The sequence below is a fragment of the Jeotgalibacillus sp. ET6 genome (genome assembly GCF_029667115.1).
In the GTDB taxonomy this organism is placed as follows: domain Bacteria; phylum Bacillota; class Bacilli; order Bacillales; family Jeotgalibacillaceae; genus Jeotgalibacillus.
Window position 1 is genome coordinate 675,577 of record NZ_JARUIU010000001.1, and the last position, 13,286, is coordinate 688,862.

General features: G+C 39.1%; 18 protein-coding genes and 2 riboswitches. Of the genes, 4 read left to right on the forward strand and 14 right to left on the reverse strand.

The genetic code is table 11. From position 1 onward, the window contains the following. Window positions 1-17 precede the first annotated feature (17 nt). On the reverse strand, window positions 18-1,118 hold the full coding sequence (gcvT, locus tag P6709_RS03425; RefSeq protein WP_278239478.1) for a glycine cleavage system aminomethyltransferase GcvT: 1,101 nt from the start codon (window positions 1,116-1,118) through the stop codon (window positions 18-20). A gap of 75 nt (window positions 1,119-1,193) precedes the next feature. After that, window positions 1,194-1,270, reverse strand: a riboswitch (glycine riboswitch). Between the two features lie 3 nt (window positions 1,271-1,273). Beyond that, window positions 1,274-1,365, reverse strand: a riboswitch (glycine riboswitch). A 210-nt stretch (window positions 1,366-1,575) separates the two neighbouring features. On the opposite strand from gcvT, the gene P6709_RS03430 reads away from it, so the two are divergent. Further along, entirely contained in the window at window positions 1,576-3,210 is a 1,635-nt protein-coding gene (locus tag P6709_RS03430) for a DEAD/DEAH box helicase (RefSeq protein ID WP_278239479.1), read from the forward strand. Beyond that, a complete protein-coding gene (locus tag P6709_RS03435) occupies window positions 3,210-3,971 on the forward strand; it encodes a YqhG family protein (protein ID WP_278239480.1) in 762 nt (253 codons plus the stop codon). The genes P6709_RS03430 and P6709_RS03435 overlap by 1 nt, the downstream gene beginning before the upstream one ends. Here P6709_RS03435 and P6709_RS03440 read toward each other — a convergent pair. From P6709_RS03440 to P6709_RS03480, 9 genes are all read right to left on the reverse strand, one after another. Next, window positions 3,968-4,477, reverse strand: a complete 510-nt coding sequence (locus tag P6709_RS03440; protein ID WP_278239481.1) for a shikimate kinase — start codon at window positions 4,475-4,477, stop codon at window positions 3,968-3,970. The genes P6709_RS03435 and P6709_RS03440 overlap by 4 nt on opposite strands. Before the next feature lie 34 nt (window positions 4,478-4,511). Beyond that, window positions 4,512-4,760: a hypothetical protein gene (locus P6709_RS03445; RefSeq protein WP_278239482.1), complete on the reverse strand. Its 249-nt coding sequence runs from the start codon at window positions 4,758-4,760 to the stop codon at window positions 4,512-4,514. Next, a complete protein-coding gene (gene comGF / locus P6709_RS03450) occupies window positions 4,720-5,178 on the reverse strand; it encodes a competence type IV pilus minor pilin ComGF (RefSeq protein WP_278239483.1) in 459 nt (152 codons plus the stop codon). Before comGF ends, P6709_RS03445 begins: the two co-directional genes overlap by 41 nt. Continuing rightward, window positions 5,135-5,443, reverse strand: a complete 309-nt coding sequence (locus tag P6709_RS03455) for a hypothetical protein (RefSeq protein ID WP_278239484.1) — start codon at window positions 5,441-5,443, stop codon at window positions 5,135-5,137. Before P6709_RS03455 ends, comGF begins: the two co-directional genes overlap by 44 nt. After that, on the reverse strand, window positions 5,427-5,876 hold the full coding sequence (comGD, locus tag P6709_RS03460) for a competence type IV pilus minor pilin ComGD (RefSeq protein WP_278239485.1): 450 nt from the start codon (window positions 5,874-5,876) through the stop codon (window positions 5,427-5,429). Before comGD ends, P6709_RS03455 begins: the two co-directional genes overlap by 17 nt. Next, a complete protein-coding gene (comGC, locus tag P6709_RS03465) occupies window positions 5,860-6,198 on the reverse strand; it encodes a competence type IV pilus major pilin ComGC (RefSeq protein WP_278239486.1) in 339 nt (112 codons plus the stop codon). The genes comGD and comGC overlap by 17 nt, the downstream gene beginning before the upstream one ends. Window positions 6,199-6,207: 9 nt before the next feature. Next, window positions 6,208-7,221: a competence type IV pilus assembly protein ComGB gene (gene comGB / locus P6709_RS03470; protein ID WP_278239487.1), complete on the reverse strand. Its 1,014-nt coding sequence runs from the start codon at window positions 7,219-7,221 to the stop codon at window positions 6,208-6,210. Next, window positions 7,193-8,251 carry a competence type IV pilus ATPase ComGA gene (gene comGA, locus P6709_RS03475; RefSeq protein WP_278239488.1) on the reverse strand — a complete coding sequence of 353 codons (1,059 nt, stop codon included), beginning with the start codon at window positions 8,249-8,251 and terminating at the stop codon, window positions 7,193-7,195. The genes comGB and comGA overlap by 29 nt, the downstream gene beginning before the upstream one ends. 164 nt (window positions 8,252-8,415) lie before the next feature. Next, entirely contained in the window at window positions 8,416-8,796 is a 381-nt protein-coding gene (locus P6709_RS03480; RefSeq protein WP_278239489.1) for a Spx/MgsR family RNA polymerase-binding regulatory protein, read from the reverse strand. A gap of 358 nt (window positions 8,797-9,154) precedes the next feature. Here P6709_RS03480 and P6709_RS03485 point away from each other — a divergent pair, with 358 nt between their 5' ends. Continuing rightward, window positions 9,155-9,397 carry a DUF2626 domain-containing protein gene (locus P6709_RS03485; RefSeq protein WP_278239490.1) on the forward strand — a complete coding sequence of 81 codons (243 nt, stop codon included), beginning with the start codon at window positions 9,155-9,157 and terminating at the stop codon, window positions 9,395-9,397. A 59-nt stretch (window positions 9,398-9,456) separates the two neighbouring features. On the opposite strand, the gene P6709_RS03490 is transcribed toward P6709_RS03485, so the two are convergent. Beyond that, complete coding sequence (locus P6709_RS03490; RefSeq protein WP_278239491.1) at window positions 9,457-10,092, reverse strand: MBL fold metallo-hydrolase; 636 nt, start codon at window positions 10,090-10,092, stop codon at window positions 9,457-9,459. Between the two features lie 196 nt (window positions 10,093-10,288). Between P6709_RS03490 and P6709_RS03495 the strand changes: the two genes are divergently transcribed. Continuing rightward, window positions 10,289-10,459, forward strand: a complete 171-nt coding sequence (locus tag P6709_RS03495; RefSeq protein ID WP_041059290.1) for a DUF2759 domain-containing protein — start codon at window positions 10,289-10,291, stop codon at window positions 10,457-10,459. Between the two features lie 69 nt (window positions 10,460-10,528). Here P6709_RS03495 and P6709_RS03500 read toward each other — a convergent pair whose 3' ends face one another. The 3 genes from P6709_RS03500 to P6709_RS03510 all read right to left on the reverse strand — a co-directional run bounded on the left by P6709_RS03500 (window position 10,529) and on the right by P6709_RS03510 (window position 13,247). Next, entirely contained in the window at window positions 10,529-10,846 is a 318-nt protein-coding gene (locus P6709_RS03500) for an MTH1187 family thiamine-binding protein (protein ID WP_278239492.1), read from the reverse strand. Continuing rightward, entirely contained in the window at window positions 10,847-11,947 is a 1,101-nt protein-coding gene (locus P6709_RS03505) for a hypothetical protein (RefSeq protein ID WP_278239493.1), read from the reverse strand. It lies immediately after the preceding gene. Window positions 11,948-12,053: 106 nt separating this feature from the next. Continuing rightward, window positions 12,054-13,247 carry a M14 family metallopeptidase gene (locus P6709_RS03510; protein WP_278239494.1) on the reverse strand — a complete coding sequence of 398 codons (1,194 nt, stop codon included), beginning with the start codon at window positions 13,245-13,247 and terminating at the stop codon, window positions 12,054-12,056. Window positions 13,248-13,286: the final 39 nt, after the last annotated feature.

The window sequence follows — 13,286 nt, forward strand, 5'->3', positions numbered from 1 at the left end:
GGCCTCCTTTAAAAATCCTATTTTCTTTTGTAAAAAGGTGTTTTTACAATTTCAGCTTTTACTTTTTTTCCTCTAATTTCAACCAGCACTTCATTTCCAATAGAAGCGTGTTCTTTTTTGATTAATACATGGCCAATATTCTTTTTTAAAGTAGGTGACTGCGTTCCGGTTGTGACAAACCCAATTTCTTCTTCTCCGGAAAACACAGGATAGCCATGACGGGGAATGCCTCGTTCAACCATTTCAACGCCCACTAATTTTCTAGGTGCCCCATTTACTTTTTGATCTCTTAAAACTTTTTGGCCAATAAATGGTGTTTCCTTTTCAGGGCGCACGGCAAAACCAATGCCTGCTTCAACAGGAGTAATTTCAGCTGTCAGCTCCTGACCGTACAATGCGAGCTTGGCTTCAAAACGAAGTGTATCCCTCGCTCCCAGCCCGCATGGAATAAGTCCTTCTTTTTTGCCTTCTTCAAGAATTTCATTCCATAGAACAGGAGCATGGTCTGCCTGGCAATAGAGTTCAAAGCCGTCTTCACCCGTGTAGCCTGTTCGAGAAACCAGGGCAGAAATCCCTTTAATGTGAACATCATTTTGAAAATGAAAGAACGGGATTTGAGACAAATTCGTTTCTGTCATACGCTGCAATATGGCTTCAGCCTTTGGCCCTTGAATAGCGAGCTGGGCAATTTTTGGCGAAATATCAGTAACCTGAACATCTTCATTTACATGTTTTTGGAGCCAGGCAACATCTTTATCAATATTGGATGCATTTATGACAAGAAGATAATGCTCATCCTTTAATTTGTATACCAGTAAATCGTCTACAGTTCCGCCATTTTCATAGCACATTGCGGTATAAAGCGCTTCATTGTTTTTAAGTTTTGATAAATCATTTGTCATCATTTTTTGCAAGTACAGAAGACTGTCTTTCCCTCTCACATCGACTTCGCCCATATGAGAAACATCAAATAAACCAGCTTTCGTTCTGACCGCTTCATGTTCTTTTTTGATACTCGAGAACTGAACCGGCAAAGCCCACCCTCCAAAATCAATGGTTTTGCCGCCTGACTCTTTATAAAGGTCAAATAAAGGTGTTTTCTTCAGTGATGCAGTCACTTAATTACTCCCTCCGTTATTGTTTGCTGTTGTGTATGCAAAAAAAGACAGGGCATCCCCATTTATCTTAGGGATCCCTGTCCTTTCACCTGAAAGTTTACCAAAATTCGGCTGTCCTCTTTGGTGGTTTCATTACGAAACACTCTCCAGAGTTGCGTCCAGCAGGAGTCTTTTTGCCTGAGAGATTCACATACATGCTTGCTCCTTCGGCGTCCTTTATAAAAAGGATCTCTCCCCCTGCTTTCATTCGCTCATATTTTCTTAACTTATGGGCATACTATGAACAACAAACAAAGTTTTGTAATGAAATGTTCGGTTTTTATTTTATTTTTTCTAATGAATCCCCTTTATCCTATCATTTATTTTGTTTTTTAGGCAATGTTTTTTTATTCAGAATTTAAAAGATTCGCTTTTAAGCGATTTTACCTCATTACCACACTTGAAAGGTTTGATAAATATGAATCACTCACTTCATTTTCAGGATTCAAATTGGCCAACGGCTTTTTTATCGTGGCTCGACTCTTCACAGCATTCATTCCATTCTTCTTTACTGATGCATTCTATGGCTACAAGAAAAGAAGAATACCTTTATCCGGAAAAAACACTTGGCTGCTTAAAAGAACTTGATCATTTAACTTTGCATCCTCATCAGCTGAATGCGGCTAAAAAGGTTGTTTTTGAAATGGGTGGAAGAGCACTTTTAGCAGATGAAGTGGGATTAGGAAAAACGATCGAAGCAGGATTAATTTTAAAGGAGTATATGTATCGCGGACATGTAAAGTCTGTTTTGATATTAGTACCCGCTTCACTTGGAGGACAATGGCAAAGTGAATTATTTGTTCACTTTGGAATTAACAGCATTGTGCATAAAGGCAAAAAAGAATGGAGATCATCTCCTGTAACCATCGCAACCATCGATTTGTTGAAACGCCCGCCGCTGCGTGAACAAATTGAAGAGCATCACTATGATATGGTCATTGTGGACGAAGCACATAAATTAACGAATCCAAAAACGCTGAACTATCAATTTATTCATTCTTTATCAAAGAGCTACTGTTTGTTTTTAACTGCAACTCCAATTCAAAATAAATCAGAGGACCTCTATCATTTATCTTCCCTCCTCAGGCCGGGTCTTTTAGGATCCTTGCAGGAGTATAGAGAAGGCTGTAAAGATGAAAAAGAAAAAATAGTCATTAAAAAGAAGCTGGATGATTTTATGATACGAACCCGGCGGAAAGAAACCGATATTTCATGGACAAAGCGTTCTATTCATATAGAGTGGATCGAACAGCTTCCCTATGAAAAAGAATTGTATAATTCTATTGAGCAATTCTATCGAAGTCAAAAAGAAATGAATATGCATGCATTCTCTCACATCACCCTGCTTAAACAAGGATGCAGTTCAATCATTGCCCTTTTAAAAGCATTAAACAGAGAACAGAATAAAGAAATCAGCAGCCAGCTGGGAATTAATTTAGACGTTACTCCAGATCAGCTGATTACAGCAAAAGCTCAGCGAATTCTGGCCTTTATTCAAAATACAGATGAAAAAGTGATTGTTTTCACTCAATATAGAGCAACCCAGCTCTACTTAAGCTGGTTTCTTAAGCAGCACAATATTACTTCAGTCCCTTTCAGAGGGGGCTTTAAAAAGGGGAAAAAACAGTGGATGACCGATTTATTCCGGGAAAAAGCGCAGGTATTAATTGCGACTGAAGCTGGTTCTGAAGGATTAAATCTGCAATTTTGCAAATATATGATCCATGCAGATATTCCATGGAATCCGATGAAGCTGGAACAAAGAATTGGACGTATTCACAGAATTGGGCAAAAAGACGACGTAGAAATATACTATCTTCTAAACAAGGACACGATTGAAGAACGGATCTGGCATGTATTGCAGGAAAAAGTTTCTTTATTCCAATATATAATTGGCGAGCACGACGATTTATTGTCTTCGACTACCAAAAAAGAAATTAACCGATATCTTGAAGACGCTTTACTTCACTCTCGTTCTGAAAAAGAAATGAGATTGAAATTAAACCAGCTGGAACATTTTTATGAATTATCATCCGCAAAGGAGCAGTCATAATGTCTAATGCACTTCATTGGGAGCTTGTACATGAGTTTTTAGATTACAAAGGCGTTCAGGTTACAAAAGGTCCTTCACAATCTATGGTTCATTTAAATGAAGAATTGGACCGGAAGTTTATGAACCGGCCTTTTTACTGGCACTATCGTGACGCCACTAATCAGGCCGGGGAACCCATGACCATTTCCATATTAAAAAACGACGGAAGCCCTACTCCTCCAAATTCTATTATTGCGACACCGCTTAATCCGATTTTCAAGCAGCTGGTAGAGGCCGCTCACCTTGAAACACGAATGTTTAAAGGATATGAAACGGCAGAGTCTGCGTCCTCTCATTACGCACCGCTTTATCCTTGGATTATCATTCAGGGTTTATTTACAATGGATCCTCCAGGAGCTCCCTCTTACTGGAGAGAAGCAGCGGTCTCCTTAACGACAGGAAGTATTAAAACCGGGGAAAATCTTTTTGACTACAAGTCATTAAAAGGCACACTTCCGGACGGACATGTGACAATGTCCCCAATTGTACAATTTGAAAGAGCCATTCAAAAATGCCTGACAGAGCTTGACAGTACAGGGAAGACATTGTTTACAAACGAAATCGCTGAAGCAAAAGGGCTGAAGGATAAAATGATTCCTTTTTTAAATCAACTTAAAGAAAAAAAAGATTTGAGAGAGTATGAACATCTTTCAGCTCTCTATGAACCCAAAATCAGATTTGACTACCCAATTGGCGGTCTCGTTTACGCAAGAAATAATTAAGACTCCTGCTTTATCTTTTTCATAATGTCCGAAATCGTTTCTTCCACTTCACAATGAGTCGAAACACTGATCTCAGCCGCACGCTGGAATTTTGTATGGCGTTCATTAAAGATTTTTTCGAGCTGATCTTTCGTACTGCGAACCGCAACCGGTCTGTTTATATCCTGAGCTATGCGTTCATGCAAAACTGAAAATGGTGCGTGCAGATAGACGATCGTGCCATTTTCTTTCATCCAGGATAGTGTGTCTTCAAAGTAAAGAATTCCACCTCCCGTTGCAATAACCTTATCCCCATTTATTTCTTTAAGATATTCAGATTCTTTTTCCCGAAAATACCGTTCACCTTTTGAGGAAAATAGTTCAGGAATCGTCATTTCTTCAGCAATCTCAATTCTTTTGTCCAGATCCAGGAATTCCCTTGTCATTTTCTGAGCCAGTTTAGCACCGATTGTTGATTTGCCAGCTCCCATAAAACCAATTAAAAATAAATGCTGATTTTTTTTCATTCCTTAACCTCCATGCAAGCATGCAATTCCCACTTTAACGAATTTGAGCAGTCGTCCTGCTTTCTACTGATCTTATCCTTTTTACCTTATTTAATTCAAGCATTGCTTCCTTCTTGTAGTAGCCGCTGATCTTTTCATAATGACTTATTTGCGAAATGCAGGTAGCTGAAATTCCTCCTCCTATAAACAAAACAGTGCTGAACAGAAGAATCGCAGGCAGCATGAGACTGCCGGATTGACCGTCAATAATGGCCCATAAACCTGCCTTCTCTTTGCTTTTCATTTATAAATTTTACCTCCAGTCCGATCATTCCGTCTGAGGACGAGAACGACAAATCTTTAATGGCCGTTAAATATACCTCGTGTCCGGTTCCATTTACCTGACGCCTCAGTAAAGAACCATAGAAAGAGAACACAATCGTGTCCCCCTCCTTACTTTTTAACGTCAGTTTTCTTGTTTCAACCTTTTCAACATCGTGCAGCATGACTTCCTTCCGAAATTGGATGGAGAACAAGTCCCATTCTTTATGAACAGATTCTTCTAATTGATGATTTACAGAATAAAGATTCACATATAATAAAGGCATAAGCGCTGCAATAATGGTAAGAACGGCCAGGCAAAGTACAGCCTCCACTAAAGTAAAGCCCGCGTTATCTTTATTGAAGACACGTTTCAGATAACGAAGACGATCGATTTTCATACCTTACACAAATCCTTTCATTGTCTGTCCAGAACGTTGTATAAACGATCCCGTCTCTTTGTATGCTTTCCTTGAAGCCCCCAGTGAACTGAATACTTTGTAATTGTTCTGTCAGGATAACCCAGGAAGCAGCTATTCTTTTTGACTCATCCACTTTCATTACAGAATGTGATAATACAGGGATGATGGCAGTACAAAGAAAGACAATGCATCCCAAAGAAACAATGGCTTCATATACTGCAAAACCTCTATCTCCCTTGAGCAATATAAAACCTCCCTTTGCCGAGAAAATAGTGAACACTGTAAGGATCGCCGTTAATAGAGAAACGAATTGCACCGAATGTATCCGTACTGCCGGAGGGTAAAAATTTAAATGCAGGGAGAGTTGTGGTATCCAATATTTTAATAGAGTCTGGCAAGTCTCTTTTGGCAAGATACTTTGCCTGAGCACCTGAGCCTTTTAAAATAAAGTAATAAGAGGAATGAGGATAAAAATAGAGGCTTACATATTCTCCGCTTGTTAATGCAGTCAGCTGAGCATCATGCAAATCCTCAGACAGCTGCTCTTTAAACAGTTTTTCTTCTTTTACCTGGATCGATTTGTATGCTAAAGATCCACACACTGAAATGAGCACAGTCATCAGCAGCAATACGACCATCAGTTCAACCATCGTGAAGCCTCTATTGTGCAGCTTCAACGATCGTCACTTCCCCTGTACTTTTAATTTCAAGTGTTCTCCCGTCCGGGCAGGTCGTTTCATCTTCTCTTAAGTACCCATCCCCTTGCAGCGCTTCAATTGATGCAGGCAGCGTATTATTCGTTAACCGATAAGACTCTACCTGCGCTTGGACCATCTGCTGAAAAGCCTGACACCCTTTCCGGTTTATGGAACTGCTTTGAGAAGAAATATTAGGTAAACTCACTACAAGTAATACAGAAATAACTAATAAAACAATGACCATTTCAATCAAAGTAAAACCCCGGTTATTTTGCAGTGCATTCAGTATGATCTTTTTCATCTTTTCCTCCTAGATTGTTTGCATAATTTGAAAGAGCGGCAGCAGAATGACAAGATAAGTCCCAATAATAGCCAAACCTAGCAGTCCAAAAAGGCACGGTTGTATAAAAGAAAATATTTTTTCAGTCCGTTCTTCCAATGAATGTAAACAGTAACGGCTGTAAAAAAGCCATTCTTCTTCCAGCTGGCCGTTTTCCTCACCATGTTCTGTTATACTCTTTAATTCATCAGTTAGATAAGGGAGCTGAAGAAGCGTCTGGTGCATAGACTGACCCCTGCTTAGCTCATCTGAAATAAATTCTCCCATATAATGATAAAGTTTGCGGTATGGCTGAGATATAAACACATTGAGCATTTCCTGAAATGACATCCCTCCTTTCAAGAGGTAGGAGGCTTCTCTTGAAAATACATAGCTGTGATAATGCTGAACATAGTAGCCAATCAAGGGAATACCAGCCAATGCCGTCCATTTTTCATGAGAATCTTTCGTGTTGAAATAATAAAAACACCATCCCCCAAAAAGCAGACACAGTACTGCCACTCCTGCAACGATATATGGAAGCTGACTAAACAAGGAAGATATGACGGATACCAGACCATTTGAAGCCTGTCCAAGAGAGGAATAAAGTGTGGTAAATCGAGGGAGTAAATAAAGGTTTAGGACAGTTAAAATCACCAGAAACAAACAAAATAAAAATAAAGGATAGTGTAAAAGCTTTGCCAGCCGCCTGGCTTCTTTTCTTTTATGTTCCATAAGAACGGCTGTATCCGATAAAGTGGCTTCAACATTTCCAAACCTCTCAGCAAAGTATAAATGCAAACATACAAATGATGGAAACCCCAGCTTTCTTAACGTATCACTCAAAGAATGCCCGTTTAAGAAATCCTTTAAAACTTCGTGATGAACGGCTGATAAATTAACTTGCTGATTCAACAGTAAAAATTCGATGGCACGATCTAACGGATAACCGTTTCCTTTGAGTTCAGCCAATTTTTTAAGGAACGGCCCTTGATGCTTGGACATGATGAGCGGGTTCTTCTTCCCTCCACCGAAAATACTCCTCCTCAGAGACATATCCTAATGCCACTCCTTTTAATAGCAATTTATTAATCGTACTTCTTTCTTTTAGAGGCGCTGAATGATTGATGACGCCTGCAAGTTCTGCTCCTGTAATAATTTCGAGGATGGATGCCCGTCTATGAGGCTGCATCGTTTTAGTAAGCTTTACGAGCCGCTGGCCTGTTACTCCTAAAAGCGTTTGCTTTAATTCCTCAAGACTAGCTCCCAGGTCAAGCATACGATAAATGGCTCCTTGTGCATTTTTCGCATGCAGGGTGGAAAGAACTAAATGCCCGCTTAAAGCTGCACGAACCGCTATTTGAGCAGTTTCGGCATCTCTGATCTCACCGACAATGATAATATCAGGATCATGCCGCAATACTGCTTTTAAGCCTGTTGCATACGTGATACCTGCCCGTTCATTAATCTGTACTTGTAAAACATGGTCCTGTACTCTTTCAATTGGGTCTTCAAGGGTGATGATGTTGCGGTTTAAATGGGTTGCACAATATTGGATGAGGGAGTATAAAGTAGTGGTTTTTCCGCTGCCGGTTGGTCCGGTAAATAAAATTAAACCGTGGGAATAACTTACAAGAGATAAAAGCTGCTTGGCGGGTTTTGAAAAAAGGGATAGTCGTTCAATTGGGAGTGAGAAAGTTTGTGGAAGAAGCCGAAGTACAAGGCTTTCTTTGAAGGAGGAAGCTGGAAGGGTTGAAATTCTGAGTGCGATTAATTCTTCATTCACCAGTACTGTAAAAGATCCGCTTTGAGGTCTTCGCTTGTCCCCGATGTCTAAAGAGGATTTAAATTTAAAATGAGAAATCAACCGGTCACCCATTGAAGCAGATAGCGATTTAAACAGGACTAATTCTCCTAAAATCCTGAAGTGAATGACAGTTTCCTCCCCTCTGGGAATTATATGAATATCGGAGCAATTTCTGGTGTACGCTTCTTTTAGCAGATGAGCGGCAAAGCGCTCTGTACCAAAAGTCATCTTTTCACATCCTTTCATTTTGATTCCATTTCACTATACATGATCCTTTCAGATAATTCTATAATTTTTTTCAAAATATCTTAAGGTAAAGAATCCGAGAGTTTTTAACCAGTAAAATTGAAAAAAGAGCCCATAAAAAAAAGAAAGGCTTTAGCCCTCCTTCGCTAACTAGTCATCATAAGTACCTGTTTCTTATTTGACAAACTTCTTAAACCCTCCGGATTATAGCCTACGATCATGTTGCTGCCATCTGTCAGAATCGGTCTCTTAAGTAATTTCGGATCTTCAATGATCAATTTTACAACATCAGATAAAGGAAGGTCTTCAACATCCTGTGTTAAATTCTTAAACGATTGGCTTCTTGTAGCCAATATTTCATCCAGGCCTTCTGTAGTAAGAGAAAGAAGTTGAAGAAGTTCATTGTAGGAAGGAGTTTCTCTAAATAGGTGGCGCTCGTTAAATTCGACACCATTTTCTTTAAGCCACTTTTTTGTTTTCCTGCAAGATGTACAACTGGGGTACGTATAAAATGTAATTGGGTTCATTGTTGTTTCCTCCTCTTTTTTGTATAACCTTAGTATAACTTTTGTATCGTATTTGTATAGATATTATTGTATACCACCTATACAAAGGATGTACACCTGTTTTACATAAAAATAATAAAAATATTTATTATCTTATTTTGGGATGTCAAAGCTTCATATAACGCAATAAATGGCGGAACCTGAATATCCTTGTATAAACGTGGTAAACTAGCAGCATCCGGTTTAAAGCTGATCAGTAATAGGATACCTGTTAAAAATCACGTGATTGTCACAATCCAAAGTGATGTGTTATTTACATTTCAATATGGTATCCTATATAATAAGATCGATGGATTGTTCGTATAAAGGAGGGATTTGGATGGATAAGATGTATCGTGTCATGGGCTTCTGGACTGGAATTTTTTCTGTACTATTTTATGTTGGACATATGCCTAAGACATCATTGCTTTTCCTTGCCCAGACGGGATTTTTCATCCTACTAGGGTATTTGAAATTATCTGAACGTATGTATGTTTATGTTTTCTTCGTATACTTAACGCTTTTCTTTGCTGGTTTTACTTATTATACAACCTTCAAAATGCCGCTAAACGGGCCGCTTTAATACAAAATAAGCCTCCAGCATATTCGCTGGAGGCTTATTTTGTAGATCTCTGGCTCTATTTAGAAACCGTGCAGAAATGGGTTTGCGTTCATCTCATTCCCGATCGTGGTCACTGGACCATGACCGGACAGCACATATGTATCTTCAGGAAGAATCAAGAGTTTTTCATAAATGCTTTTTAGCAGAAGATGGTGATCTCCGCCTCTTAAATCTGTTCGGCCTATGCTTCCCTGAAATAGGGCATCACCCGAAATGACTAGTTCCTCTTCTTTAAAGTACAGGCTTACACTTCCTGGTGAATGGCCAGGTGTGAACAAAAGCTGGAACGTCCATTGTTCGATCGTGACAGTACCCTCTTCAGAAAAAGTTCGATCAGGGTCTTCAGCCTTAATTAATGGAATCTCTTCAAAACGCGCAGATCCATTTTTCTGCGGGTCTGCAAGCCACTTACGTTCATTTTCATGTAAATATACAGGAATTTTGTATTCGTTTCGCAAAGCATCTACTGCACCTATATGATCGAAATGAGCGTGAGTCAGCACGATGGCAGCAGGTTTTAATTTCTTTTTCTCAATAAATGATTTAACTTTGCCGGGCTCTTCTCCAGGATCTACTATTAAACAGCTGTTATTTTTACCATATAAAATATAAGCATTTGTTTGAAGAGGGCCTAAAGGCATTTGTATCCATTCCATTTTCATCACCTCCCTGTTAGTTTATCATGTATGTATGAAAGATTGACTTGATTTTACACATCATCATCAAAGTGTCACGATTAGTTCTCGACATTGCTCAGAAAAAAATATAAAATATAAGTAGAGTTTGCATATAAGCAGCACTATTAACGATCATACTTATAATGAGTGAATTGAATGAAAGGAGTGCATTGAAATGAACGGCTTAACAATCATTTTAGCGTTAGTCACGATATTAGCTGTAATTGGAACGCTTTCTTCGTTCAAAGGCAAAAACATCATGGGTATTGCTTTTGGTCTGGCAACACTCGGCGTTTTTGGATGGTTCACGATCATGACAATTGTTTATGATGGCTATCCAGTTTAATTGAAGAGAATGACGGCTGAGTTTGGGGCCAATAAGAAAAGAGTTGACTTTTTAAAGTCAACTCTTTTCTTATTGTTCCATTCGATGTTGAACCGACGCCATCTTATTTTGCATGGAGTGATCATTATGATCTCTTCTATCATCAATACGTATATTAGTGGCAACCCGTTCAATTCCTTCATTAAAAGGAGATTCGTGAATTTCTTTTACTACTTCAAATAAAAGGGATAATTCACCTTCGATTAACGTGCTCATTGGTGTCAGCTCATACGTAATTTCACCTTCTGCTGCCCATTTAGCTAAAACTTTCTGTATGTTTGCTACGTAGCTGCTAACACTTGGAGTGACTGTTCCGATTGGTATTACCGTAATATCTATAATAGCCATTTATTCTATTTCCTCCTCATATATAATCAGCTGTTTCGTTTCTCCATTTTCCAAGTTTACTGCATAAGAGAGCTTGTGCCCTGTAAGGCAATATGTACCTTCAGGTGAACAGGTTAGCGGTGCGTGATCAGCTAGTTCCTTTATAACATTTTCCTCGCCCGTAGAGAGATTCATCCGAACCATTGAAAATGTTTTTTCTCCAAATTCTGATACCCCTTTTGAATTGGGTTTAAACATAACCAGTTCGTTGGTATGAAGGATAAACTCATGCTGGGGAATTACCCAGTCAGAAAATACTTTAAATCCAGGCATGGTAAATTGTACAATTTCTTCTTCCGACTGACTGATTCTATAATCATACGTATTCTTGTCGTTATTTAAATAAACAGTGAGCAAATAGGGATCCTGAAAATCAAATGCTAAAACATCAGAATCTATACGTTTTTCTTCCCTATTTTCAATAAAGAGCTCCATTAAAGCAGAAGCAGATTCAGAGCGGTTTTCTTCCCATTCTTGATACAGTAGTGAATCTTTGGATTTCCATTTATAAAAAGGAGGAAGATTCTCTATTTCTTTCCAGCTGCTGTTCCTGATATCAGCAAGCCACACTTTGTATTCCCAATTTTCCTGAAAAACAGTGAACAAAATCTGTGATTCATTAAATGGATTCCATTCGTAAGTGAGGTCATAGGAGTGAATTTGCTTTTCCCATAGTTGTTCTCTGCTTTCCATATCCATAATAATAACTTTTGCTGTCTCACTATCTACTGCCAGATGTAGGAGCAAAAATCTTTTTGCAGGACTGAATGAAGCATTAACGATGATTCCATCGACTGAGGATAGTGTATTTACTTTTCCTGTATCAATATCGTAGGATTTAATGCTTGCATGTGATCCTTCCTGCTGAACATAAAGAAAGGATTGGTCAGTAACCCAGTCCACTACCTTATAAAAGGTTTTAGCTGGAAGAATAATCGGCGCCGCCTGCTTGCCTATATTATCAGAATTATTTTTTATAGACAGCTGGGATTCTGCAGGTTCACCCCTGCAGCCAGACACGATTAAAAGGACAAATCCTATAATTAATATTATTCTTTGCACACAATCCTTCCTCCTATTCGCATCCGTATCCATTCGTCTTTCTAATAAGCATATACTTATCTGGACGAATGCGAAAGGTGAAAGTTTCCCGCATTAGATTTTTATTTTACGTAATTCCTTTTATACTTCGAATAAAGACAGGATTCATTGCACTGTAAATGTCAGAAAACTGATCCAACGGAAGTGGATTGACCCCCTTGCCCAGTTCAAAGGTAAATCCCGGTTTTCTAAACTCCAAAATAAACCAGTCTTTATACCCTGCGTGGCTATCTACGTAACGAACTGACCTGTACCCGCTTATTTCACTGAATACGGAGGCATAAAGCTGGGATATCGCCGGTTCAAGACCTTCATATCCCCAATAAAACTCAGCTCCCTGGGTGTGCAGTGCAATCATCATATCGAAGGGAATCTGATTCGCTAATTCTGCCATTGCTTGAGATTCCGGCTGGTCAAGAGGAGCGTTCCCCGGGAAGTCTCTGGGCGAAGGCGAAGTAACGTTCGTTCGTTCTTTTTCCAGTTCCCATCCTGCAGGAAATTGATCATTTAAATCTACACCATTTATATTTGCTTTCCAGCCTGAGAAATCTTCCGATCCGTTATTTATAGCCAATACAGACTCTTCATTCGCTTCCGTTGGTCCTTTTACAACTAAATCCACACCATCAGGGTTGACCATGCCAATTACATAAAGCGAACACTCACTATAGGTTTTAATTCTCTCGCTGTGGGTGGGGGACTCTGTATTTGTTAAATGCCATAAATGCTCATTTAGAAGTGACATTAAAATAGGTGACGTAATCCATTCATTTGCATGGAAGGAGGCATTCCATTGAACCCGCCGCGATCCTTTTCCTACCTTGATCATATATATGGACTTGCCTTCTACAGAAGTTCCTATTTCCGTCACCGTTATAAATGGATAGGCAGATTCTAACTGGTTTATATCCTGTTCCAATTCTTCAAATGCATATTCTTTCGAACGGATTAGCGGCTGATTTTCAAGGCGCACCGGGACACGTATGATGCTTCCAATCTTAAGGTTTTGGGGCTGCACCAACGGATTGACAAATAAGAGCCTTTGTAAAGGTATGGAAAAGCGATTATGAATGGTCCAGAAAGTATCTCCTGGCTGTACAGTATATTGCCAAATGCTATAGCCCGGAATTTTCACCGTTTGGCCAATTGCTAAAAGATTAGGGTCTGTATCCGCATTCGAATCTACGATTAAATCAAGCGGAACTGAAAATAGCTGAGAATACAAATTGAAGGTATCCCCCGCACGCACAATGATCTCCATAATCTCCCCCCTTATTAAACTTTATTCTATGTATAGAAA